The sequence below is a fragment of the Frondihabitans cladoniiphilus genome, from assembly GCF_039544345.1.
Lineage (GTDB): Bacteria > Actinomycetota > Actinomycetes > Actinomycetales > Microbacteriaceae > Frondihabitans > Frondihabitans cladoniiphilus.
The window spans coordinates 258,681-279,232 of record NZ_BAABLM010000001.1 but is presented as its reverse complement, the minus strand read 5'-3'; the positions used below and the strand labels follow the sequence as shown (position 1 = coordinate 279,232).

Sequence of the window (20,552 nt, the reverse complement as noted above, 5' to 3'; positions counted from 1 at the left end):
GGTCAGCGCGACGCCTCGTCGAGGGGCACAGGGGTGGCGGCGACGATCGACTGCACGATGTCGGCGGCCGCCGAGACGGCACCGGCACCGGTGCGGCCGGCGAGGACGAGACGGTGCGAGAGCACCGGCCCGCTCAGGGCGTCGACGTCGTCGGGGATCACGTAGCGTCGGCCGTTCAACGCCGCCCACGACTTGGCCGCCCGCATCAGCTGCAGGGTCGCTCTCGGGCTCGCGCCGAGGCGGAGGTCGGGATGCACACGGGTCGCCTGCACGATCGAGACCGCGTACCGCTCGACCACCGCCGCGGCGTAGACCGCCCGGACCGACGTGATCATGCGCCGGAGGTCGAGGAGGGAGACCAGCGGCTCGAGGCTGTCGAGGGGGCTGGCGGTCTCTCGCTGCCGGAGCATCCGCAACTCGCTCTCGGCGTCGGGATAGCCGAGCGAGATGCGCGCCATGAACCGGTCTCGCTGGGCCTCGGGCAGCGAGTAGGTGCCCTCCATCTCGACCGGGTTCTGGGTCGCGACCACGAGGAAGGGATTGGGCAGCGGATGCGAGATGCCGTCGACCGTGACCTGGCGCTCTTCGAGGCTCTCCAGCAGGGCGGACTGCGTCTTGGGCGAGGCCCGGTTGATCTCGTCGCCGATGACGATGTTCGCGAAGACGGGGCCGGGCTTGAACTCGAACTCGCCGCGCTGGCGCTCGAAGATGGAGACGCCGGTGATGTCGGAGGGCAGCAGGTCGGGAGTGAACTGGATGCGGTTGACCTTCGCGTCCACCGCCTTGCCGAGCGCTCGCGCCAGTTGGGTCTTGCCGACGCCGGGGACGTCCTCGATGAGCAGGTGACCCTCGGCCAGGAGGACGGTCAGGGCCGTCGAGATGGCGCCCGCCTTGCCGTCGATGACCGTGGCGACGGCGTCGAGGATACGGCGGGCGTTCTGCTGGACCTCCTCGAGAGGCATGGGCGGCAGGCCGGAGGCACCGGACTCGTGGCTCTCGGCCGCGGAGTGGGTGTCTGTCGTCGTCGTCGTCATGGGCTCTCCTCCCCGGATTCGGAGTCAGGCGTCTCGGAGGTAGGAGGCGACGGCTGCGGGCACATACGGTGACACGTCACCTCCGAGAGAGGATACCTGCCGGACCAGCGAACTCGATACCAGCGCATGCGACGGGTCGGGGAGCATGAAGATCGTCTCGACGCCGACGAGGTCGCGGTTGACGACGGCCATCGGCGTCTCGTAGGCCACGTCGACCTGCGACCGGATGCCCTTGACCAGCACCTTGGCCCCGACCTGCGTGCAGTAGTCGACGAGGAGGCCCTCGCTCCAGCTCGCGACCCGGACGGACTCGGGCAACGAGGCGTCGCGCGCGGAGGCCTCGATGAGGGCGACGCGCTGTTCGAGGGGGATGAACGCCTTCTTGCCGGGATTGTGCACGACGAGGACGTGGACCTCGTCGAAGAGGCCGGAGGCCCGCGCGATCACGTCGAGGTGGCCCAGGGTCACCGGATCGAAGGACCCGGGGACGACGGCGATCGTGCTCATCCGCTCACCCTATCCGGCGAGGGTGGCTCGCGTCTGCCCGTCGGCTGTCGCCCGTTCGGGGCCCCTCGCCCCCGCAGCGGCGGCTGGTGCGTGCAGCGCCCGGCGTTCACGCGAGGTTCAGTTCTTCGACAGCGATGCCCGGCTGCCCTCGTCGAGTCGGCGCGCGAGCGCGGCCCGGAGCGCGGGATGCTCGGCGAGAGTGGGATCGGCCTCGATCACGTCGTGCGCGTGCTCTCGAGCGAGCTGGATGACGTCGCCGTCGTGGGCCACTCGCAGCAGCCGCAGCCCCGATCGGCCTCCCGACTGCGTGCTGCCGAGGACATCGCCCTCGCGGCGCAGATCGAGGTCGATCTGGGCTAGCTCGAAGCCGTCGGTGGTCGAGGCGACGGCGGCGACCCGCTCGCGAGCCACGGTGCCCTCCTCGCTCGTGGTCACGAGCAGGCAGAGCCCGGGGAATCCGCCTCGGCCGACTCGACCCCGGAGCTGATGGAGCTGCGAGACGCCGAACCGGTCGGCGTCGAGCACCACCATCGTCGAGGCGTTGGGAACGTCGACTCCGACCTCGATGACGGTGGTCGCGACGAGCACCTCGATCTCGCCGCGGGCGAAGGCCTGCATGGTCTCGTCTTTCTCGGCGGACGACATGCGTCCGTGGAGGGGTTCGATACGGCGCCCTGCGAGAGCGGGAGTCTGCCGGAGGGAGGCGAGCACGCCGGTCACGCTCGCGAGCGGGCGAGGCGCGTCCGGCGCCCCGTCGGTGCTCGCGGCTCCGTCGACACCGTCGGCCCCACCTGCCTCGTCGGGCGGATCGCCGGCCTCGAGGGTGCTCTCGCCGCCCGGGGCGGCGTCGATGGCGGGGCACACCACGAAGACCTGACGGCCGCGGGCGATCTCTTCGGAAGCGCGCTCCCAGACGCGGCTGATCCACGCCGGGTGGTCGGGCAGGGCGACCACGAACGACTCGATGGGCTGCCGCCCCCGCGGGAGCTCGGCGATGGTGGAGACGTCGAGGTCGCCGAACACCGTCATGGCGACGGTGCGCGGGATGGGCGTGGCCGTGAGGACGAGCACGTGCGGTGGGGTCGCTCCCTTGCGCCGGAGCGCCTCGCGCTGTTCGACGCCGAAGCGGTGCTGCTCGTCGACCACGACGAGGCCGAGGTCGTAGAACTCGACCGCCTCGGAGATGAGGGCGTGGGTACCGACGACGAGGTGGGCCTGCCCGCTGACGATGGCGAGGGTGGCTTTGCGACGCTCGGCCGTCGACATCTGACCGGTCAGCAGCACGGGCCGGAGCCGCGCGCTGAGGTCGGGGCCGAGGGTCGCGACGATCGACCGGAGGTGCTGCGACGCGAGCACCTCGGTGGGTGCCAGCAGCGCCGACTGCCCGCCGCTCTCGGCGACCGCCAGCATGGCCCGGAGCGCGACGAGGGTCTTGCCGGATCCGACCTCGCCCTGGACGAGGCGGTTCATCGGGACGTCGGAGGCCAGATCGCGCGAGATCTCGTCGCCGACCACGCGCTGGTCGCCGGTGAGGTCGAAGGGCAGGGCGGCGTCGAACCGGGCCAGCAGACCGTCGGCCTTCGGGGAGCGCGACACCGCGCTCACCCGCCGGAGCTCGGCCCGTTGCTGGAGCAGAGCGGCCTGCAGCACGAACGCCTCGTCGAACTTGAGCGTCTCGCGGGCCGCCTTCCAGTCGCGGTCCTTCTCGGGGCGGTGCACCTTCTCGAACGCCTCGCGCAACGGCAGGAGCTGCAACTCGGCCCGCACGCCGGGCGGCACCGAGTCGGGCAGCGGCGGCAGCGTGTCGAGCGCCACCTCGACCGACTTCTGGACCTGCCACGAGGCGACGGAGGCGCTGGCCGGGTAGATCGGGATCGGCTGCTTGGCCCACTTCTGCGCCGTCGCGTCGCCCGCCTCGGCGCCTCGTTCGTCGCCGGACTCGAAGAGCTCGTAATCGGGGTGTGCGAGCTGCCGGTTGCCGCGGTAGTCGCCCACCTTGCCGGCGAAGATGCCACGAACACCGGGGACGAGGTCTTTGGCCCGCCAGGCCTGGTTGAAGAACGTGAGGGTGAGGATGCCCGCGCCGTCGCTGATACGGACCTCGAGGATCGAGCCGCGCCTCGCCCGCATGGTGCGCTCGCGCACGTCGAGCACCTCGGCCACGATGGTGACGCTCTCGCCGATGGCCAGCTGGTCGAGCGCGGTCAGCTCGCCCCGCCGGGCGTACCGCCGCGGGTAGTGCGTGAGGAGGTCGCCGACCGTGTGGAAGCCGAAGGCGCGCTGGAGGGCCTGGGCGGTGCGGCCGCCCAGGGCGTTGCTCAGGGTGACGTCGAGCGGGGACGTCTCGGTGACGGAGGTCGTGGCCACGGGTCCACGCTACCCGGCCCCTCCGACACCGCCTGCTGTGGCGGCACGGCCACCACCTGCGAGGATGGGCGGGTGACTCGCATCATCTCCGGTTTCGCCGGCTCCACCACCCTCGCCGTGCCGAAGACGGGCACGCGCCCGACGAGCGATCGGGTTCGCGAGGCCCTCTTCTCCGCTCTCCAGGCGCGCGACGAGATCCGGGGGCGGCGGGTGCTCGACCTCTACGCGGGCACGGGTGCGCTCGGGCTCGAGGCGGCGTCGCGCGGAGCAGCGCGGGTGGTGCTGGTCGAGAAGGCTCCGTCCGCCGCCCGGGTGTGCCGCGAGAACGCGAAGCTCGTGGTGGGCCGGGCGCCCCGCGGTGCAGCGCCGGCCGTCGAGGTGGCGGTGCGAGCAGTTCGCACGTTCGTGGAGCAGTCGGCCCGGGCATCCTACGATCTCGTGATCATCGACCCGCCCTACGATCTCGGCGACTCCGACCTCGCCGGCGACCTGGCTGCGCTGGTCCCCGCTCTCGACGACGACGCGCTCGTGGTCGTGGAGCGCCGGTCCCGCAGCGGCGAGCCGACCTGGCCCGAAGGCCTCGAGCGGGAGACGTCGAAGTCGTACGGCGACACGGTGCTGTGGTGGGCGCGGCGGGTGCGCGCCGACGAGGCCGTCGCGCCCGAAGCCGACCAGCCCGAGGCCGACCAGCTCGCGCCTCAGCACGCCGAGGCTCAGCCCGCGGCGCCCGACCAGGCACGGTAGGGGTCCCAGCCCGACGCGTCGCCGACACCGGCCGCAGCCAGAGCCCGTCCGTCGAGGGTCACCCCGCCGTCGGCCGAGGCCTCCACGACCCGACCGATGGCCCGGAACGACCCGGGCAGCGCCGTGCCCGCAGGGAACGTCGCCAGCAGCGTGTGGTCCTCTCCCCCGGCCAGGGCGTTCCGCACGTCGGCGGGCGAACCGCCGAGGGCTGCGCCGTCGAGGTCGAGAGTCACGTGGGATGCCCGGGCCACCCGCCCGGCGTCCAGCGCCAGTCCGTCGGACAGATCGAGCATGCTCGTCGCACCGGCCTCTGCCGCGAGCACCCCGTCGCCCACCGGCGGACGCGGCGCGAGATGCCAGGCCACGTCGGGGTCGCTCGCCCGGAGTCGGTCGGCGATCCGTGCATCCGGCGCGCCCTCGTCGTCGACCGCCTCGGCGAAGAGCCGTGCGAGTCCGCGGTGGGAGCGCCCGAGGACGCCTGCCGCGGCCACGACGTCTCCGACCGCCGCGCCGTCCCGACGGACCGGCGCGCGGCCCTCCAGGTCGCCGAACGCGGTGATCGCGATGGTCATGGTCGGCGAGACGGACATGTCGCCGCCGACGACTCCGGTGCCGGGGGCGAGCGTGTCGCAGGCCAGCCTGAGGGTGGCTGCGAACTCCTCGAGGAAAGCGACCGTCGTCTCCGCCGGGACCGCCAGCGCGACCACCAGGGCCGTCGGGCGTGCGCCCATCGCGGCGACGTCGGACAGGTTCGACGCCGCGGCGCGCCAGGCGAGGTCGGACGCCCGCGACCAGGCCAGCCGGAAGTCGGGGCCGTGCACCATCAGGTCGGTCGTCACGACGAACCGCCGATCGGGGGCGCTCACGACCGCGGCGTCGTCGCCGGGGCCGAGTAGAGTGCTGTCGCCCGCGGGAAGATGCGGCAGGATCCGCGCCAGGGTCGCGACCTCGCCGAGGCTGCCGACGGTGTCGGGGGTTCGTTCGGCGGGGCTGGCGTCCATGGCTTCACGGTAACGTCAATGCCGTGTCTGTCGTGTCGCGCCGCCTCGTCTCCCTGCTCGTCGTGGCCGCCGCTCTGCCCGTCCTGGCCGGCTGCTCGTCGACGGTCTCGCTGAGCCCGTCGCCCCTGGCGAACACGGTCGGGTGCGCGGACGTCACGGTCCACCTGCCCACAACCCTCGATTCGAAGTTCGCGATCCGCGACACCGACGCCCAGGGCACCGCCGTCTGGGGCTCCCCCGCCGCCGTGGTGCTGCACTGCGGGATCACGACCCCGGCCGTCTCCGACCTCGCCTGCTACACGGTCGAGGGCGTCGACTGGCTCGTCGACCAGCAGAAGTCGACCGCCGTCTACACGACCTACGGCCGGGTTCCCGGCGTGCAGGTCGTGGCGTCGAGCGCCGCTTCGAGCAACGTGCTGTTCGATCTCGGCAGCGCGGTGGGCACGCTCAAGCAGACGAAGAAGTGCGAATCGGCGAGCGACGCCCCGGGCTCCACGCCCTCCGCGACTCCCGCGCCGACGCCGACCCCCTGATCTCGCCTCCGGGCTAGCGTTCGGTCTCGAGCCCGAGCTCGATGAGCTCGTCGAGCAGCTCGGGGTAGCTGAGGCCGCTCGCCAACCAGCACGCCGGGAACATCGAGATCGGCGTGAAACCGGGCATCGTGTTCAGTTCGTTGACCACGAAGCCGTCGGCGGTCAGGAAGACGTCCACGCGGGCCAGCCCGGCTCCGCCGATCGCGTCGAAGGCACGGGCCGCGAGGTCTTGGAACGTGCTGAGCTCGTCGGCCGTGAGGTCGGCCGGGCACACCAGGTCGGCGCCCGCCCCGCCGAGATACTTCGACTCGAAGTCGTAGAACGTGTTCTCGGCCAGCACGATCTCGCCCGCGACCGAGACCCGGGGGGCGGATCCCCCGCGGCCGCCCAGCACCGCGCACTCGAGTTCGCGCCCGACGACCGCGGCTTCGACGAGCACCTTGTTGTCTTCGTGGAATGCGACCGCCATCGCCGCAGCGAGTTCGGCAGGGGCCGAGACCTTCGACACGCCCACGCTCGAGCCCGCGCGGGCCGGCTTGACGAAGAGGGGGTACCCGAGGGAGGCGACGGAGGCCGTGACGGCGGTGGGATCCCCCGCCCACTCGCGTGAGCGGACGGTCACCCAGGGCGCGACCGCGATGCCGGCCTGTTGAAGGACCGTCTTGGAGAAGTGCTTGTCCATGCCGACGGCGGAAGCGAGGATGCCCGCGCCGACGTAGGGCAGGCCCACCAGCTCGAGCAGCCCCTGCACCGACCCGTCTTCGCCGAACGGCCCGTGCAGGATGGGGAACACGACGTCGATGTCGCCCAGCGAGGTCTCCACGCCGAGCTCGTCGACCACGGTCATCTCCCGGGTCGCGGCGGACTCGGGGAACCGCACCCGGGTGCCGTTGTCGACGACCGTGGGCAGCTTGGTCGCGTCGAGGGCGAACAGATCGGCGTCGTCGGGTTGCAGCGTGAACGCGCCGTCGCTCGTGATGCCCACCGGAACGATGTCGTAGCGCGTGCGGTCGAGGGCCTTCAACACGCCGCCGGCCGTGGCGCAGCTGATCGAGTGCTCGCTCGAGCGGCCGCCGAAGAGCAGGACGACTCGCAGGCGGGGAGCGTCGCCGGTCTCGCCGATCAGGGATTCCGAGACGCCGGAGGCGGTGGGGTCAAAGGTCACGACAAGGCCCTTCGGGAGGCGAGACGGCCGTCGGGCCCGGGGCTCATTCGCCCTGGGGCTCGTCCGTCTCGGTGAGGTGCGGCGCGATGTTGCGCGGGTCCAGAGTACCGGCGAGGACCTCGGCGACCTGCGTGACGATGGGCATGTCGACGCCCTGGCGCGCAGCCAGTTCGAGGATCGGCGCGACCGACGCCAGGCCCTCCGCCGTCTGGTTCATCTGCCGGACGACGTCGTCGAAGCGGTAGCCCTGGCCGAGGAGGCGGCCGGCCGTGTTGTTGCGCGAGAGCGGCGACTGGCAGGTCGCGATCAGGTCGCCGAGGCCCGCGAGCCCCGAGAGCGTCTCGGGCTTCGCTCCGAACGACACCGCGAAGCTCGTCATCTCGGCGAGGCCGCGCGTGATGATCGAGGCCTTGGTGTTCTCGCCGTAGCCGACCCCGTCGACGATGCCGATGGCGACCGCGATGAGGTTCTTCAGCACGCCCCCGAACTCGGTGCCGATCACGTCGGTGTTGACGAACGAGCGGAAGTACGGGTTGGTGGCGGTGGCCGCCACGAGGGTCGCGGTCTCGAGGCTCTCGGACGAGATGACGGCTGCGGTCGGCTGCCGCTTGGCGATCTCGAGGGCGAGGTTCGGCCCGGAGGCCACGGCGACCAGGCTGGGGTCGATGCCGAGCGACTCGATCACCACCTCGCTCATCCGGAGCCCGGTGCCCTTCTCGACGCCCTTCATCAGACTGATGACGGGTACGCCCGAGGGGATCAGGTCGCGGATGTCGGAGAGGTTCTGCCGGAGCGTCTGGCTCGGAACGGACACGTAGACCTGCTCGGCATTCTGCAGGACGGACCGCAACGACGACGACGCGGTGAGGCCGATGGGCAGGTTGATGCCCGGGAGGTAGTCGCTGTTGCGGTGCGTCTCGGTGATCTCGCGGGCGATCTCGGGGCGGCGGGCCCAGAGGGCGACCTCCGCGCCTCCTTCAGCGAGGACCTTCGCGAACGTGGTGCCCCAACTGCCGGCGCCGAGGACGGCGACCCGTCGCTCGAGTGCGGAGGCCCTCATGACCGAGATGGCCTCGGTGGTCACGGCGCCTTCGCCGAGGGCGTCCAGGGAGGCGCGGGGTCCGCTGCCTCTACTCATGTGCGCTGCCTCTACTCATGTGCGCTGCCTCTACTCAAAACGTCCGATCTCGGTCTGGTTGTGCTTCACGGGGTCGTAGCGTTCGGCCGGCGGGGTGCCGCCGCGAATGCCCTGCAGGAGTTCGGTGATGCTCGCCATCACGAGCTCGGTCGCCTCCGCGAACTCGTGCGCCTCGAGGTGCCGCCCTCGGTAGGCGGAGAGGTCGACGGGGTCGCCGAACGCGAAGCGCAGGTGCGTCCGCGGGAAGAAGCGGGGCGACTTCGCGCCTCGACCCATGATCTCCTGCACACCCCAGGAGGCGAGGGGGATGAGGGGCACGCCGGTTTCGAGGGCCAGCCGCACGGCGCCGGTCTTGCCGCGCATCGGCCAGAAGTCGGGCTCGCGGGTGAGCGAGCCCTCGGGGTAGATGATGACGCCCTCGCCACGCGCGAGCGCTGCCGATGCCGCCTTGATCGGGTCGGACCCCCGGGTGCGGCCGGTGCGGTCGACCGGGACCTGCCCCGTGCTCCGCATGATCCAGCCCAGCACCGGCACCTTCCAGAGCGACGCCTTGGCGAGCCACCGCGGCACGCGACCCAGGTTGAACAGGGTCACACCCACCGCGATCGGGTCGTAGTTGCTGTAGTGGTTCGGAGTGACGATGAAGGGCCCGACGGCGGGCAGCTTCTCGCTGCCGCGCACGTCGTAGCCGGCCTGGAGCTTCAGGATCGGCATCGCGAGACGCCCGAGCACGCCGAACGTGGCGTTGTGCTCGCGCACCCGCTTGCGGGCGGGCGGAAGCGGGGCGTCAGGCGAGACGGACACGGAGCGGCTCAGCCGGCGAAGTCGAAGTCCGCACCGAGCTTGCGCAGCTTCGCCACGAAGTGCTCGTAGCCCCGCGCGATGATGCCGACGTTGGAGATCTTCGACTCGCCTTCGGCGGTGAGCGCTGCGATCAGGTGGCTGAAGCCGCCGCGCAGGTCGGGGACTCGGATGTCGGCGCCGTGCAGCGGCGTCGGACCGGTGATGACCGCGGCCTGTTCGAACTCGCGACGGGCCACTCGGCGCTCGGCGCCCTTGAGACCGTCTTTGTGGACGACGATCTGCGCCCCCATGTCGTTGAGCGCCTCGGTGAACTGGAAGCGGTTCTCGTAGACGGTCTCGTGGACGATCGAGACGCCGTGCGCCTGCGTGAGCGCCACCACCAGGGGCTGCTGCCAGTCGGTCATGAAGCCGGGGTGCACGTCGGTCTCGATGACGACGGGCTTGAGCTCGCCGCCCGGGTGATAGAAGCGGATGCCGTCTTCATGCACGTCGAACTCGCCGCCGACCTTGCGGAAGACGTTGAGGAAGGTCATGAGGTCTTGCTGCTTGGCGCCCTCGACGAAGATGTCGCCCTTGGTCGCGAGAGCAGCGGCGGCCCAGGAGGCGGCCTCGTTGCGGTCGTTGATCGCCCGGTGCGTGTAGCCGCGCAGCGACTTGACGCCCTCGATGAAGATGACCCGGTTGGGCTCCACGTTGACGATCGCCCCCATCTTCTGGAGGATCGCGATGAGGTCCATGATCTCGGGCTCGATGGCCGCGTTGCGCAGCTCTGTTACGCCCTCGGCGAGGACGGCGGTGAGGAGGACCTGCTCGGTGGCGCCGACGCTCGGGTAGGGCAGCTCGATCTCGGCGCCCTTGAGGCCGTTGGGGGCCGTCAGATGGATGCCGTTGTAGTTCTTGTCGACGACGGCGCCGAAGGCACGGAGGGCGTCGAGGTGGAAGTCGATGGGACGGTCGCCGATGCGGCAGCCACCGAGGTCGGGGATGAAGGCCTCGCCGAGACGGTGCAGGAGCGGGCCGCAGAACAGGATCGGGATGCGGCTCGACCCGGCGTGCGCGTCGATCTCGGCGAAGTGCGCGCTCTCGACGTTGGACGGGTCGAGGATCATCTCGCCGCGGGCGGGGTCGGTGATGCGGACGCCGTGGATCGAGAGGAGGCCGCGGACGACGTTGACGTCGCTGATGTCGGGAACGTCGCGGAGGATGCTCGGGGTGTCGCCGAGGAGGGCTGCGACCATGGCCTTGGTGGCGAGGTTCTTGGCGCCGCGGACCTCGATCCGGCCAATCAGCGGTTTGCCGCCGCGGATGACGATCTCGTCGGATTTGAGGCCGACGCGGGCCCCCGCTGCTGCTGCATCCTGGACAAGAGAGTTCACTACTTCACCGGCAATGTCTTGGGCCGCCAGTTCGCGCGGCGTGATTCGAATTCTGTGATGGCGGCCTCGTCGCGCAGTGTGAGTGCGATGTCGTCGAGACCTTCGAGGAGGCGCCACTTAGTGTAAGCATCGACCTCGAACGAAACGGTGAGGCTCGCGATCGTGGCGGTCTGCTCCTGCAGGTCAACGGTGATCTCCGGCGCGGGATTCCCGGCGGCGACGGCCTCGTCGATGACCGCCCAGATCTTCTCGACCTCGGGCTCGGACACGACGGCGGCCAGAAGGCCCTGCTTGCCCGAGTTGCCGCGGAAGATGTCACCGAACCGCGGGCTGATGACGACCTCGAACCCGAAGTCGCGGAGCGCCCAGACGGCGTGCTCACGGCTGGAACCGGTGCCGAAGTCGGGCCCGGCGACGAGCACCTTCGCCCCCTGGAACGGCGCCTGGTTGAGCACGAAGTCGGGGTCTTGACGCCACGAGTAGAAGAGGGCGTCTTCGAAGCCGGTCTTGGTGACCCGCTTCAGGAAGACGGCGGGGATGATCTGGTCGGTGTCGACGTTCGATCGCTTCAGGGGCGCAGGCGTGCCGGTGACGACGGTGGTCTTGTGCATCAGCGGGCTCCTTCGAGGTCGGCGGGCTTGGTGGCCAGGTCGGTGAAACCGGCGACGGCCGGCGTGTCGATCCCGAGATCCCATGGGCTGGAGAGCGTGCCGCGGATCGCGGTCGCAGCGGCCACGAGAGGCGACACCAGGTGCGTGCGCCCGCCCTTGCCCTGACGGCCCTCGAAGTTGCGGTTCGAGGTGGAGGCGCAGCGCTCGCCCGGTGCCAGTTGGTCGGGGTTCATGCCGAGGCACATCGAGCAGCCGGCGAAGCGCCACTCGCCGCCGAAGTCGGTCACGATCTTGTCGAGGCCCTCGGCCTCGGCCTCGATCCGCACCCGGGCGGAACCGGGCACGACCATGACGCGCACACCGTCGGCCTTCTTCTGCCCCTGGATGATCGAGGTGAACGCGCGGAGGTCTTCGATGCGGCTGTTGGTGCACGAGCCCATGAAGACGGCGTCGACCGCGATCTCCTTCATCGGGGTGCCGGCTTCGAGGTCCATGTACTCGAGCGCGCGGTTCGCCGCGGCCTGGTCGTTGGGGTCGGAGTAGTCGGCCGGGTTCGGCACGGTGTCGCTGAGCGAGACGCCCTGGCCGGGGTTGGTGCCCCAGGTGACGAACGGCTCCAGCTCGTTCGCGTCGAGGAAGACCTCGGCGTCGAACACGGCGTCGTCGTCGGTCGCCAGGGTGTCCCAGTAGGCGACGGCTTCGTTCCAGTCGGCGCCCTCGGGCGCGTGGTCGCGGCCTCGGAGGTAGTCGTAGGTGGTCTGGTCGGGGGCGACCATGCCCGCGCGGGCGCCGGCCTCGATCGACATGTTGCAGATGGTCATGCGGCCCTCCATCGAAAGGGCGCGGATGGCGCTGCCGCGGTATTCGAGCACGTAGCCCTGGCCACCGCCGGTGCCGATCTTGGCGATGACCGCCAGGATGATGTCCTTCGCCGAGACGCCGGGGCGCAGGTCGCCCTCGACCGTGATGGCCATGGTCTTGAAGGGCTTGAGCGGCAGCGTCTGCGTCGCGAGGACGTGCTCGACCTCGCTGGTGCCGATACCGAACGCCATGGCCCCGAACGCGCCGTGGGTCGAGGTGTGCGAGTCGCCGCAGACGACGGTGATGCCCGGCATGGTCAGGCCGAGCTGCGGGCCGACCACGTGCACGATGCCCTGTTCGGCGTCGCCGAGGGAGTGCAGACGCACGCCGAACTCTCGAGCGTTGGTGCGGAGGGTCTCGATCTGGGTGCGGCTGGTGAGGTCGGCGATGGGCCGGTCGATCGCCAGCGTCGGCGTGTTGTGGTCTTCGGTCGCGATCGTGAGGTCGAGGCGACGCACGGGGCGGTCGGCCTGGCGGAGGCCGTCGAACGCCTGCGGGCTCGTGACCTCGTGGACGAGGTGGAGGTCGATGTAAAGGAGGTCGGGGGCCCCGTCGGTGCCCTTGACGACCACATGGTCGTCCCAAACTTTCTCGGCCAAGGTACGGCCACTCACAGAATCGACCACGGGTCGTCCTCCTTCTACGGGTTGATCTGCCGAGTCTACAGACGTGTTTCCGGGTTGTTTCCTCACCCCGCCTAGCATTGCGGCATGACGACGCGGAGCGGACCGAGGGCGCGGCTGCTGCGAGCGCACCCCGCCCTGCGGGTCGCCCTGGCGTACCTCGCCGGAGGGCTGGTCGCGGCACTGGTCGTCCTGGTCGGGGTCGGCTTCCAGCCGTCCTACGGTCGATCCTCGGCCTGGGGCGGCATCGCGTACGACGACCTGCGGCGCGCGCCGGTCGCCCGGGGCTGGACGACCGACCTCGCCGCCGTCCTGGCACCCGGTGTGCCGCCGTCGTGCGTCGACCTCCAGGCGTTCCCGGCGACTCCGGGGCGGGTCCTGGTGAGCTCTCAGTCGCTCGCGGTCTCGGGCGGCTTCACCCTCTCGTCGTGCACGGCGGTGCCGAACAGCCTCTACGCGCACCGCGTGGCCCTGTTCGATCCGACGACCGGGCGGGTCCTCTGGACTCGCGACCTCGGCCTGTCCGGCGCACCGGGGTCGATCGTCGAGGACGTCCTGCCGACCTCCGACCCGTCGCGGCTCGTGGTGCAGATGGTCGACGACGACTCCGGCCGCTTCGTCACCCTCGACGCCGAGACCGGGCGCACGCGGTCCACCGCGACCGTCCCGGGCGTCGCCCTCGGCTCGAACTACCAGAACGAGCGGCTGGTCGTCGTCAATCCCAATCTCGACGAGGGCGCCACCGAGTCGAAGCTGTGGTCGTTCGACGACCTCGAGACCCCGGTCTGGACGGGCACGCTCTCGCAGTCGTCGCCGCCGCAGTTCCTCGGCGACACGATGGTCGCGACGGTCGACGGCCGGTCCGTCGCGGTCGACGGGCGCACGGGTGTCGAGACGCCCTTCGCCTCGGGCCGGGTCGACGTGCGCACGTCGATGTCCGAGGGCGGCGTTCTCTACGGGCGCGAACGGTCGAGCGGCATCCCCTCGACGACCGTGAAGGCGTGGGATGCCCGGGGTCGCACTCTCTGGACCGCTCCGCTCCCGGTCGACGGGGTCGCCGGGGTGAGCCGGACCTGCGTGCTCGTCACGACCCCCGCATCCCCCGATCTCGTCTGCCTCGACCATCGCACCGGACGGGAGCGGTGGCGGCAGGACCTCGGCACGCAGCCCTTCGCGGGGATGCTGCCCGGGGCGACGTCCGACGACGTGGTCAGCGCGCGGCTCTCGACCGGCGACCCGGCCGGCGCCGTGACACGGGTGTTCGACGGCGACACGGGTCGGCAGCGGTTCGTCGTCACAGGCGAGGGGGCGCAGCTCGCGGCCGCCGGACGGACGGTCGGTTACAGCCTCGACACCGCGGCGAACGCGCAGTTCGGCTCGCGTTCGAGACGGATGGCGGCGGTCGATCTCGCCTCCGGGCGGATCCTGTGGACTCTGCACGGGCCGCAGGGGGCCGTCCTCGACTTCTGGGCGGGCCACCTGGTGTCGGTGCGGAACGGCGAGGTCACGGGGATGCACGACGCCGGGAACGCGCATCCCGCGCCGGTTCTCGAATGAGCCGCAGGCTGGTCGCCCTTCCCCCCGTCGGCGGCACCCCCGCCGGCGGCACCCCCGCCGGAAGCACCCCGTCCGCTCGGCGCCGCGTGCGCCGCCGCCGCCGCCGCCTCTCCCCCGGCCGTCGTGTCGTCGCGGCGTTCGCAGCACTCGTGGCGGTCGTCCTGGCCGTGACCGGAGTCGCCGCCTCGCTGACGCCGCCCTACGGCGACGACTCGCCGTGGATGTCGAGCCGCGTCGACGATGTGCGCCAGGCTCCCACGGCGGTCGGCTGGTCGGTGGATCTGGCCCGCGCGATGCTGCCGGGGGTGCCGACCCGCTGCGCCGGGTTCGGCGTCTCGTCGAGTTCGGGATCCCTCGTGCTGCTCGTCGGACAACCGCCGTCCCTCGGTTCGAACGCGGGATGCTCGACCACGACCATCTTCCAGGTGCGCTCGACCGTCGCGCTCCTCGACACCGCCACCGGAGTCGTCCGTTGGTCCACGAACCTCGCCACGGCGTTCGACGCGGCGGGCGGCAGTGCGGCGGTGGGGAGCACGTCGCTCTCGGCGAGCGCGGGGCGGGCCGTGGTCGAGTTCACCCTCGGCAGCCGTTTTCTGCTGACGTCCCTCGATCTCGAGTCCGGCACGGCCGCCGGCCGACTCGACCTGGGCGCGTCGAACGTCGGCGTGACGGCGCTGTTCGAAGGGGGGCTCGCCCTCTTCGGCGGCAGCACCTCGCGGGAGGGGTCGACGGCCTGGACGCTCGTCGACGTGCGGCACGTCGACCGGCCGATCTGGCGCGGGGTCCTGGCCGATCAGAACACCCCCGTCCTCACGCCCGTCGCCGCGTTCGCCGTCCTGTCGGGGAGGAGCGTCCGCATCGACGGCACCTCGGGGCGGGTCGCCTCCTTCGGCGGCGGGGCGGTGCCGCTCGACAGCGCCAGCTCGGCTCCGGACGGCTCGTTCGTCACGACCGAGCTGGTGAACGCCGGCCCGGTCCTCACCGCGTGGAGCGCCGACGGGACGTCGCTCTGGAACCGCGGCGGCGTCGGCAGCTACATCGGGTCGTCCCGCGACTGCACGCTCGTCTCCCTGCTCGGCACGACCGACATGAGCTGCCTGGACTCACGCACCGGTCGCACTCGCTGGACGGCGGACGTGGGCACCGCGACCCGGGCCTCCGGAGTGCCCGGGCAGACCGACGACAGCGTCTACGCCTATCGCAGCCGAGGCGACCGGTCGAGCGTCCTGGTGCTCGACGGAGCGACCGGGGCCGCGCGGTTCACGCTCGACCTGGCTCCTCTGACGTACATCGACGCGAGTGCTCGCACGATGGCCTACCGGGTGACCTACACGGCGAGCGGGACGGCCACCGACGTCGCCGGCTTCGACACGCGCTCGGGGGTCACCCTCTGGGACCGCCCGGCGTTCAGCGGCGGCGACACCGAGCTCTGGGGCGGCCACCTGGTCCACCTCAGCGGCTCCGGGCGGACGGAGCAGCTCACCAACCGGGCCGGACCGGTCCTCGGCGGATAGTCTCGGAGGGCGCCGGCATCCGCCGCCGCCCACCGTCGTGCGAGGAGGCCCGATGGCCGTCTCCCGTCGGCGCCCGCAGGGTCGGCGTCCCCGGTACCGCGGGCGGGTCGCGAGGCTCTGGGCGCGGTTCTCGGCCGGGACGCGCATCCTCGTCTCCTATCTGGCCCTGGCCGCGGTGATCGCCCTCGTCGTGGGCGTGGGAGTCGTCCTGCAGCCCACCTACGGATCGCTGACCCCGTACGGCGGCACCCGCGTGGACGACGTCCGCAGTGGGCCGCGGACGAGTCGGTGGGCGGCCGACCTGGCGGGCACGCTGGCGCCCGGGGCTCCGGCCGAATGCGTGCGCTTCACCGCTGTCGACCTCGGGCGCGACCTGGCCGTGGTCCGGGCCGACACGGGCTACAACTTCGCCGCCGCGACGGATCCCGCCTGCACCTCGGCGCCCACGGCGTTCCGCTCGCGGATCGCGCTGTTCAACACCGCCGTGGGCGTGTTCCGCTGGACCCACGACGTGTCGGGCGACGTGCCGCCGGCGTCGGGCCAGCCCCGGTCGAGGTCGGCCACGGTCGACTCGCTGTCGGTCGTCGACGGCGGGACGCGCATCCTCGTGCACGCGGTCGCCTCCGACCGATCGGTCGCCGAGACGCTGTCGGCCGACACCGGCGACATCGTGCAGACCACCGGCGGTCTGCCCTGGAACGACCAGGACCGCTTCGAGGCGTCCGGGAAGGTCGTCGCGATGGGGCATCTTTCGACGGACTACCTGTCGTACGAGTACGACCTCCGTGACGTGGACGACCTCGGACGCGTGGTCTGGAGCGGCACCGGCAACCCGTCCGCCACCATGATCGCGCTCAGCGATCGGCTGCTGCTCGGCGACGAGAAGACCGAACAGGTGCTGGTGTCGACCGGCGCCGTGTCGGCCTGGGGTCCGTCGGTGGACACGACGCTCGGCTACGCCGTGAACGACGACATCGTCTACGCGGCCAAGGTCACCGGCAGCGGGGTGACGACGAAGCCCGGGCGCGGCTTCGTCGCCGTCGACAAGACCGGGAAGGAGCTCTGGTCGTCGTCGATGACCCTCCGCGGCAGCTACTCGATGACCCGCTCCTGTCTCGCCGTGACCGACTACTCCGACGACCACCTGACCTGCCTCGACTACCGCACCGGAAAGGCGCTCTGGACCGATCAGGTGGGGGCGTTCACGTCGGCAGGCAGCGCATCGGGGCAGCGGAGCGACGACGTGTACGCGGTCTCGGCGACGGACTCGTCGGCCGTCACCGCGATCGACGGGAGGACCGGGGCGATCCGGTTCCGCACGCCCGTGCCGGCCGGAGCGTCCGTGTCGGCGGCGGGTCAGACGGTCGGCTACGCGCTCGCGTACGGCATCTCGGGCTCGCGATCGTCGGTCATCGCCTTCGACCTCTCGAGCGGGAAGCGTCTCTGGACCCACGCGGCCCAGCAGCAGGTGCAGGTCTGGGGCGGTCATCTGATCGACATCGGGGTGGACGGGGCGGCGCGGCGGATCGGGTGAGGGGTACGGATCCTGCGCCCCGGTCGAGGGCACGGGTGCACAGTGGGAGGCTCCCACCAGGAAGGCCTTCCGCGTGACTTCAGCCAGTGCATCCCCCGTCTCGACCGATCTGGAGGTCGTCGACACCTGGTGGCGAGCCGCCAACTATCTGACCGTCGGGCAGATCTACCTGCTCGACAACCCGCTGCTCACCCGGCCGCTCGCGCCGGACCAGATCAAGCCACGCCTTCTGGGGCACTGGGGCACCTCCCCCGCCCTGAACTTCGTCTACGCGCACCTCAACCGGATCATCCGACGCGACGACCGCGACCTGATCTACGTCTGCGGGCCCGGCCACGGCGGCCCCGCCATGGTCGCGAACACCTGGCTCGAGGGCACCTACTCCGACCTCATGCCGGCGATCGAGCGGAACGGCGGTGGGATGCAGAAACTCTTCCGCCAGTTCTCGTTCCCCGGGGGCATTCCGTCGCACGACGCCCCCAACGTGCCCGGATCGATCAACGAGGGCGGCGAACTCGGCTACAGCCTGGCTCACGCCTACGGCGCCGTGCTCGACAACCCCAACCTCGTGGCCGTCTGCGTCGTCGGCGACGGCGAGGCCGAGACAGGGCCGCTGGCGACGAGCTGGCACGCGAACAAGCTGATCGACGCGGTGAACGACGGCGTCGTGCTGCCGATCCTCAACCTCAACGGCTACAAGATCGCCAACCCGACGATCCTCGCGCGCATCGACCAGGACGAGCTGCTGTCGCTCTTCCGCGGCTACGGCTACCAGCCGATCGTCGTCGCGGGCGGCTACGACGGCGAGGACCCGATGGCGGTGCACCAGCGCATGGCCGAGGCGATGGACGAGGCGTTCCGGCTGATCGACGCGGCGAAGATCGCCGCGCGGGCGGCTGCGAGTGCGGCCGCTGCCGGGGCGTCCGGCGGCTCCGGCGGGTTGGGCGGCTTGGGCGGCTCCGGCGGCTCCGGTGCGGACGCTCCCGGCCACGACTCGACCGCCGCCGGGCAGTCGGCCGGGCCGCACGACGCCGCCCGCCCGGCCTGGCCGATGATCATCCTCCGCACCCCCAAGGGCTGGACCGGCCCGAAGGTCGTCGACGGCGAGCCGGTCGAGAACACCTGGCGCGCGCACCAGGTGCCGCTGAACGGGGTGCGCGAGAACCCGGAGCACCTGGCTCAACTGCAGGAGTGGATGGAGTCGTACGGGCCCCGCGAGCTGTTCGGCGACGACGGGGTGCCGACGGGCATCCTCGATTCCCTTCGCCCCGTCGGGGACAAGCGGATGAGCGCCTCGCCCTTCGCCAACGGGGGTCGGCTGCGCTCGCCCCTGGTGCTGTCGGACCATCGGGCGCACGCGGTGTCGCCGTCGGACTCTTCGGGTCTCGCCCGGGGTGCTGCCGTCAGTGCGACGCACGTGCTCGGGCAGTGGCTCGCCGAGGTGGTGCGCGACAACCCGCACACCTGGCGCCTCTTCGGGCCCGACGAGACCGTGTCGAACAAGCTCGACGCCGTGTTCGACGTGACCGACCGCGGCTGGGCCGCGCACCTGCTCGACACCGACCTGAACCTCGCCCGCTCGGGCCGGGTCACGGAAGTGCTGAGCGAGCACCTGCTGCAAGGCCTTCTCGAGGGGTACCTCCTGACCGGCCGACACGGGGTGCTGAACACCTACGAGGCGTTCGTGCACATCGTCGACTCCATGTTCAACCAGCACGCCAAGTGGCTGGAGTCGTCGACCGAGATCGAGTGGCGCGAGCCCATCTCGTCGTTCGTCTACCTGCTCTCGTCGCACGTCTGGCGGCAGGACCACAACGGGTTCTCGCACCAGGACCCCGGGTTCCTCGACGTCGTCGTCAACAAGCAGGCGCATCTCGTGCGGATCTCCCTGGCACCCGATGCGAACACCCTCCTCGTCGTGGCGTCGAAAGCCCTTCGCGACACCGACACGGTGCAGGTCATCGTCGCCGGCAAGCAGGAGCAGCCCGCGTGGCTGACCATGGACGAGGCGGAGGCGCACGTGGATGCCGGCGCAGGCATCTGGCACTGGGCCGGGACGGCGGGCCTCGACGCCGACGGCTCGCCCGCGACGCCGGACGTCGTGCTCGCCTGCGCAGGTGACGTGCCGACGCTCGAGACCCTCGCGGCGGCGGACATCCTGCGGCGCGAGTTCCCGTCGGTCCGCACGCGGGTTGTCAACGTCGTCGACCTGATGAAACTCCAGGACGTCCGCGACCACCCGCACGGCTTCACCGACGACGAGTTCGACGCGCTCTTCACGACCGACAAGCCCGTGATCTTCGACTTCCACGGCTACCCGTCGCTCGTGCACCAGCTCACCTACCACCGGCACGGCCACGACAACCTGCACGTGCGCGGCTTCCAGGAGCGCGGCACCACGACGACCCCCTTCGACATGGCGATGCTGAACGACATCGACCGGTACAAGCTGGTGCTCGACGTGCTGGAGTACGTGCCGGGGCTGGCCGCCTCGAACCCGACCGCCGCCGCTCGGTTCCAGGGGCTGCGCGACGAGGCGCGAGCGTACGCGTACGAGCACGGCGAGGATCACCCGGACGTCACGGGCTGGGAGTTCGGGCGATGAGCGGGGGTTCCGGGGCTGGCTTTTCTCCTGCAGACGGGCCCGACGAGGCGCACACGCGGCCCGCAGGTCTCTCGGACGAGACCGTCGAGGCCCTCGGCAAGCTCTCGGAGGCGCTCGAGGTGGTGGAGCAGGCACGCGGGTTCCTGTACGGCTTCCACCGCCTGACGGGCAAGGCCGACCTGGCGTTGGGCGAGGCCGTCGATCTGTTGCGGGCGGCGGGGCACTCGGCTCTGGCCGACTCGCTCGAGACGTCGATGGTGGGGCGGAACGCGATCCAGGGGCGTTGGACCTTCCAGATCGTCGAGGACTACGACGACAACTACTACACGCCGTTCAAAGACGCCGAAAAGGAGGCCCGCGATCTCTTGGCCGGCGGACGGCGGCACCTCTTCGAGGCGGAGATGAAGGAGGATCGTCGCACCCACGGCGCTCCGCACCACGAGGCGCGCCCCGCGGAGTAGCGCGGCCCCTTGCTGCCGCTGCCGCGTCCGGCAGGGCGGTGTTGTGCGGGTGAATCCCCACGGCAGCACCCGCACCCCCGACTCCGCGGGGACCCCTTGGTCGACCGGGGTGCCGCG

17 protein-coding genes are annotated in these 20,552 nt (G+C 71.2%); 7 read left to right on the top strand and 10 right to left on the bottom strand.

The window, feature by feature from the left end:
- Positions 1 to 2: 2 nt before the first annotated feature.
- The 3 genes from ABEA39_RS01300 to ABEA39_RS01290 form a co-directional block, all read right to left on the bottom strand.
- A complete protein-coding gene (locus ABEA39_RS01300; RefSeq protein WP_345373892.1) occupies positions 3 to 962 on the bottom strand; it encodes an AAA family ATPase in 960 nt (319 codons plus the stop codon).
- Between the two features lie 96 nt (positions 963 to 1,058).
- The gene (coaD, locus tag ABEA39_RS01295; protein ID WP_345372323.1) at positions 1,059 to 1,541 is read right to left on the bottom strand and encodes a pantetheine-phosphate adenylyltransferase; all 483 of its coding nucleotides are present in this window, start codon (positions 1,539 to 1,541) and stop codon (positions 1,059 to 1,061) included.
- 117 nt (positions 1,542 to 1,658) lie between these two features.
- Entirely contained in the window at positions 1,659 to 3,908 is a 2,250-nt protein-coding gene (locus ABEA39_RS01290) for an ATP-dependent DNA helicase RecG (RefSeq protein ID WP_345372320.1), read from the bottom strand.
- A gap of 72 nt (positions 3,909 to 3,980) precedes the next feature.
- Between ABEA39_RS01290 and rsmD the strand changes: the two genes are divergently transcribed.
- Entirely contained in the window at positions 3,981 to 4,652 is a 672-nt protein-coding gene (gene rsmD / locus ABEA39_RS01285) for a 16S rRNA (guanine(966)-N(2))-methyltransferase RsmD (protein WP_345372316.1), read from the top strand.
- Here the strand turns inward: rsmD and thiL are convergent.
- Complete coding sequence (gene thiL / locus ABEA39_RS01280) at positions 4,622 to 5,653, bottom strand: thiamine-phosphate kinase (protein ID WP_345372311.1); 1,032 nt, start codon at positions 5,651 to 5,653, stop codon at positions 4,622 to 4,624. The two genes, rsmD and thiL, sit on opposite strands and share 31 nt — an antisense overlap.
- 23 nt (positions 5,654 to 5,676) lie before the next feature.
- Between thiL and ABEA39_RS01275 the strand changes: the two genes are divergently transcribed.
- Positions 5,677 to 6,186, top strand: coding sequence for a DUF3515 family protein (locus ABEA39_RS01275; RefSeq protein WP_345372309.1), 510 nt, complete (start codon positions 5,677 to 5,679; stop codon positions 6,184 to 6,186).
- Between the two features lie 13 nt (positions 6,187 to 6,199).
- On the opposite strand, the gene ABEA39_RS01270 is transcribed toward ABEA39_RS01275, so the two are convergent.
- The 6 genes from ABEA39_RS01270 to leuC all read right to left on the bottom strand — a co-directional run bounded on the left by ABEA39_RS01270 (position 6,200) and on the right by leuC (position 12,767).
- Positions 6,200 to 7,309: a D-alanine--D-alanine ligase family protein gene (locus ABEA39_RS01270; protein WP_345373890.1), complete on the bottom strand. Its 1,110-nt coding sequence runs from the start codon at positions 7,307 to 7,309 to the stop codon at positions 6,200 to 6,202.
- A gap of 85 nt (positions 7,310 to 7,394) precedes the next feature.
- A complete protein-coding gene (locus ABEA39_RS01265; RefSeq protein WP_345373888.1) occupies positions 7,395 to 8,411 on the bottom strand; it encodes an NAD(P)H-dependent glycerol-3-phosphate dehydrogenase in 1,017 nt (338 codons plus the stop codon).
- 108 nt (positions 8,412 to 8,519) lie between these two features.
- A complete protein-coding gene (locus tag ABEA39_RS01260) occupies positions 8,520 to 9,293 on the bottom strand; it encodes a lysophospholipid acyltransferase family protein (protein ID WP_345372307.1) in 774 nt (257 codons plus the stop codon).
- A gap of 8 nt (positions 9,294 to 9,301) precedes the next feature.
- Complete coding sequence (murA, locus tag ABEA39_RS01255; protein ID WP_345372305.1) at positions 9,302 to 10,669, bottom strand: UDP-N-acetylglucosamine 1-carboxyvinyltransferase; 1,368 nt, start codon at positions 10,667 to 10,669, stop codon at positions 9,302 to 9,304.
- Positions 10,669 to 11,280, bottom strand: coding sequence for a 3-isopropylmalate dehydratase small subunit (gene leuD, locus ABEA39_RS01250; protein ID WP_345372303.1), 612 nt, complete (start codon positions 11,278 to 11,280; stop codon positions 10,669 to 10,671). Before leuD ends, murA begins: the two co-directional genes overlap by 1 nt.
- The gene (gene leuC, locus ABEA39_RS01245; protein WP_345372298.1) at positions 11,280 to 12,767 is read right to left on the bottom strand and encodes a 3-isopropylmalate dehydratase large subunit; all 1,488 of its coding nucleotides are present in this window, start codon (positions 12,765 to 12,767) and stop codon (positions 11,280 to 11,282) included. Before leuC ends, leuD begins: the two co-directional genes overlap by 1 nt.
- A gap of 84 nt (positions 12,768 to 12,851) precedes the next feature.
- Here leuC and ABEA39_RS01240 point away from each other — a divergent pair, with 84 nt between their 5' ends.
- From ABEA39_RS01240 to ABEA39_RS01220, 5 genes are all read left to right on the top strand, one after another.
- The gene (locus ABEA39_RS01240; RefSeq protein WP_345372295.1) at positions 12,852 to 14,321 is read left to right on the top strand and encodes an outer membrane protein assembly factor BamB family protein; all 1,470 of its coding nucleotides are present in this window, start codon (positions 12,852 to 12,854) and stop codon (positions 14,319 to 14,321) included.
- The gene (locus ABEA39_RS01235; protein WP_345372292.1) at positions 14,318 to 15,835 is read left to right on the top strand and encodes a hypothetical protein; all 1,518 of its coding nucleotides are present in this window, start codon (positions 14,318 to 14,320) and stop codon (positions 15,833 to 15,835) included. Before ABEA39_RS01240 ends, ABEA39_RS01235 begins: the two co-directional genes overlap by 4 nt.
- Before the next feature lie 52 nt (positions 15,836 to 15,887).
- Positions 15,888 to 17,369 carry an outer membrane protein assembly factor BamB family protein gene (locus ABEA39_RS01230; RefSeq protein WP_345372288.1) on the top strand — a complete coding sequence of 494 codons (1,482 nt, stop codon included), beginning with the start codon at positions 15,888 to 15,890 and terminating at the stop codon, positions 17,367 to 17,369.
- 73 nt (positions 17,370 to 17,442) lie between these two features.
- On the top strand, positions 17,443 to 19,974 hold the full coding sequence (locus tag ABEA39_RS01225; RefSeq protein WP_345372283.1) for a phosphoketolase family protein: 2,532 nt from the start codon (positions 17,443 to 17,445) through the stop codon (positions 19,972 to 19,974).
- Positions 19,971 to 20,435, top strand: coding sequence for a hypothetical protein (locus ABEA39_RS01220; protein WP_345372281.1), 465 nt, complete (start codon positions 19,971 to 19,973; stop codon positions 20,433 to 20,435). Before ABEA39_RS01225 ends, ABEA39_RS01220 begins: the two co-directional genes overlap by 4 nt.
- Positions 20,436 to 20,552: the final 117 nt, after the last annotated feature.

Coding starts and splice junctions, on each gene's coding strand:
- coaD (WP_345372323.1), bottom strand. CDS start 1,541: ATGAGCACGATCGCCGTCGTCCCCGGGTCCTTCGATCCGGTGACCCTG.
- ABEA39_RS01220 (WP_345372281.1), top strand. CDS start 19,971: ATGAGCGGGGGTTCCGGGGCTGGCTTTTCTCCTGCAGACGGGCCCGAC.
- ABEA39_RS01240 (WP_345372295.1), top strand. CDS start 12,852: ATGACGACGCGGAGCGGACCGAGGGCGCGGCTGCTGCGAGCGCACCCC.
- ABEA39_RS01265 (WP_345373888.1), bottom strand. CDS start 8,411: ATGAGGGCCTCCGCACTCGAGCGACGGGTCGCCGTCCTCGGCGCCGGC.
- thiL (WP_345372311.1), bottom strand. CDS start 5,653: ATGGACGCCAGCCCCGCCGAACGAACCCCCGACACCGTCGGCAGCCTC.
- leuD (WP_345372303.1), bottom strand. CDS start 11,280: ATGCACAAGACCACCGTCGTCACCGGCACGCCTGCGCCCCTGAAGCGA.
- ABEA39_RS01300 (WP_345373892.1), bottom strand. CDS start 962: ATGCCTCTCGAGGAGGTCCAGCAGAACGCCCGCCGTATCCTCGACGCC.
- ABEA39_RS01235 (WP_345372292.1), top strand. CDS start 14,318: ATGAGCCGCAGGCTGGTCGCCCTTCCCCCCGTCGGCGGCACCCCCGCC.
- ABEA39_RS01230 (WP_345372288.1), top strand. CDS start 15,888: ATGGCCGTCTCCCGTCGGCGCCCGCAGGGTCGGCGTCCCCGGTACCGC.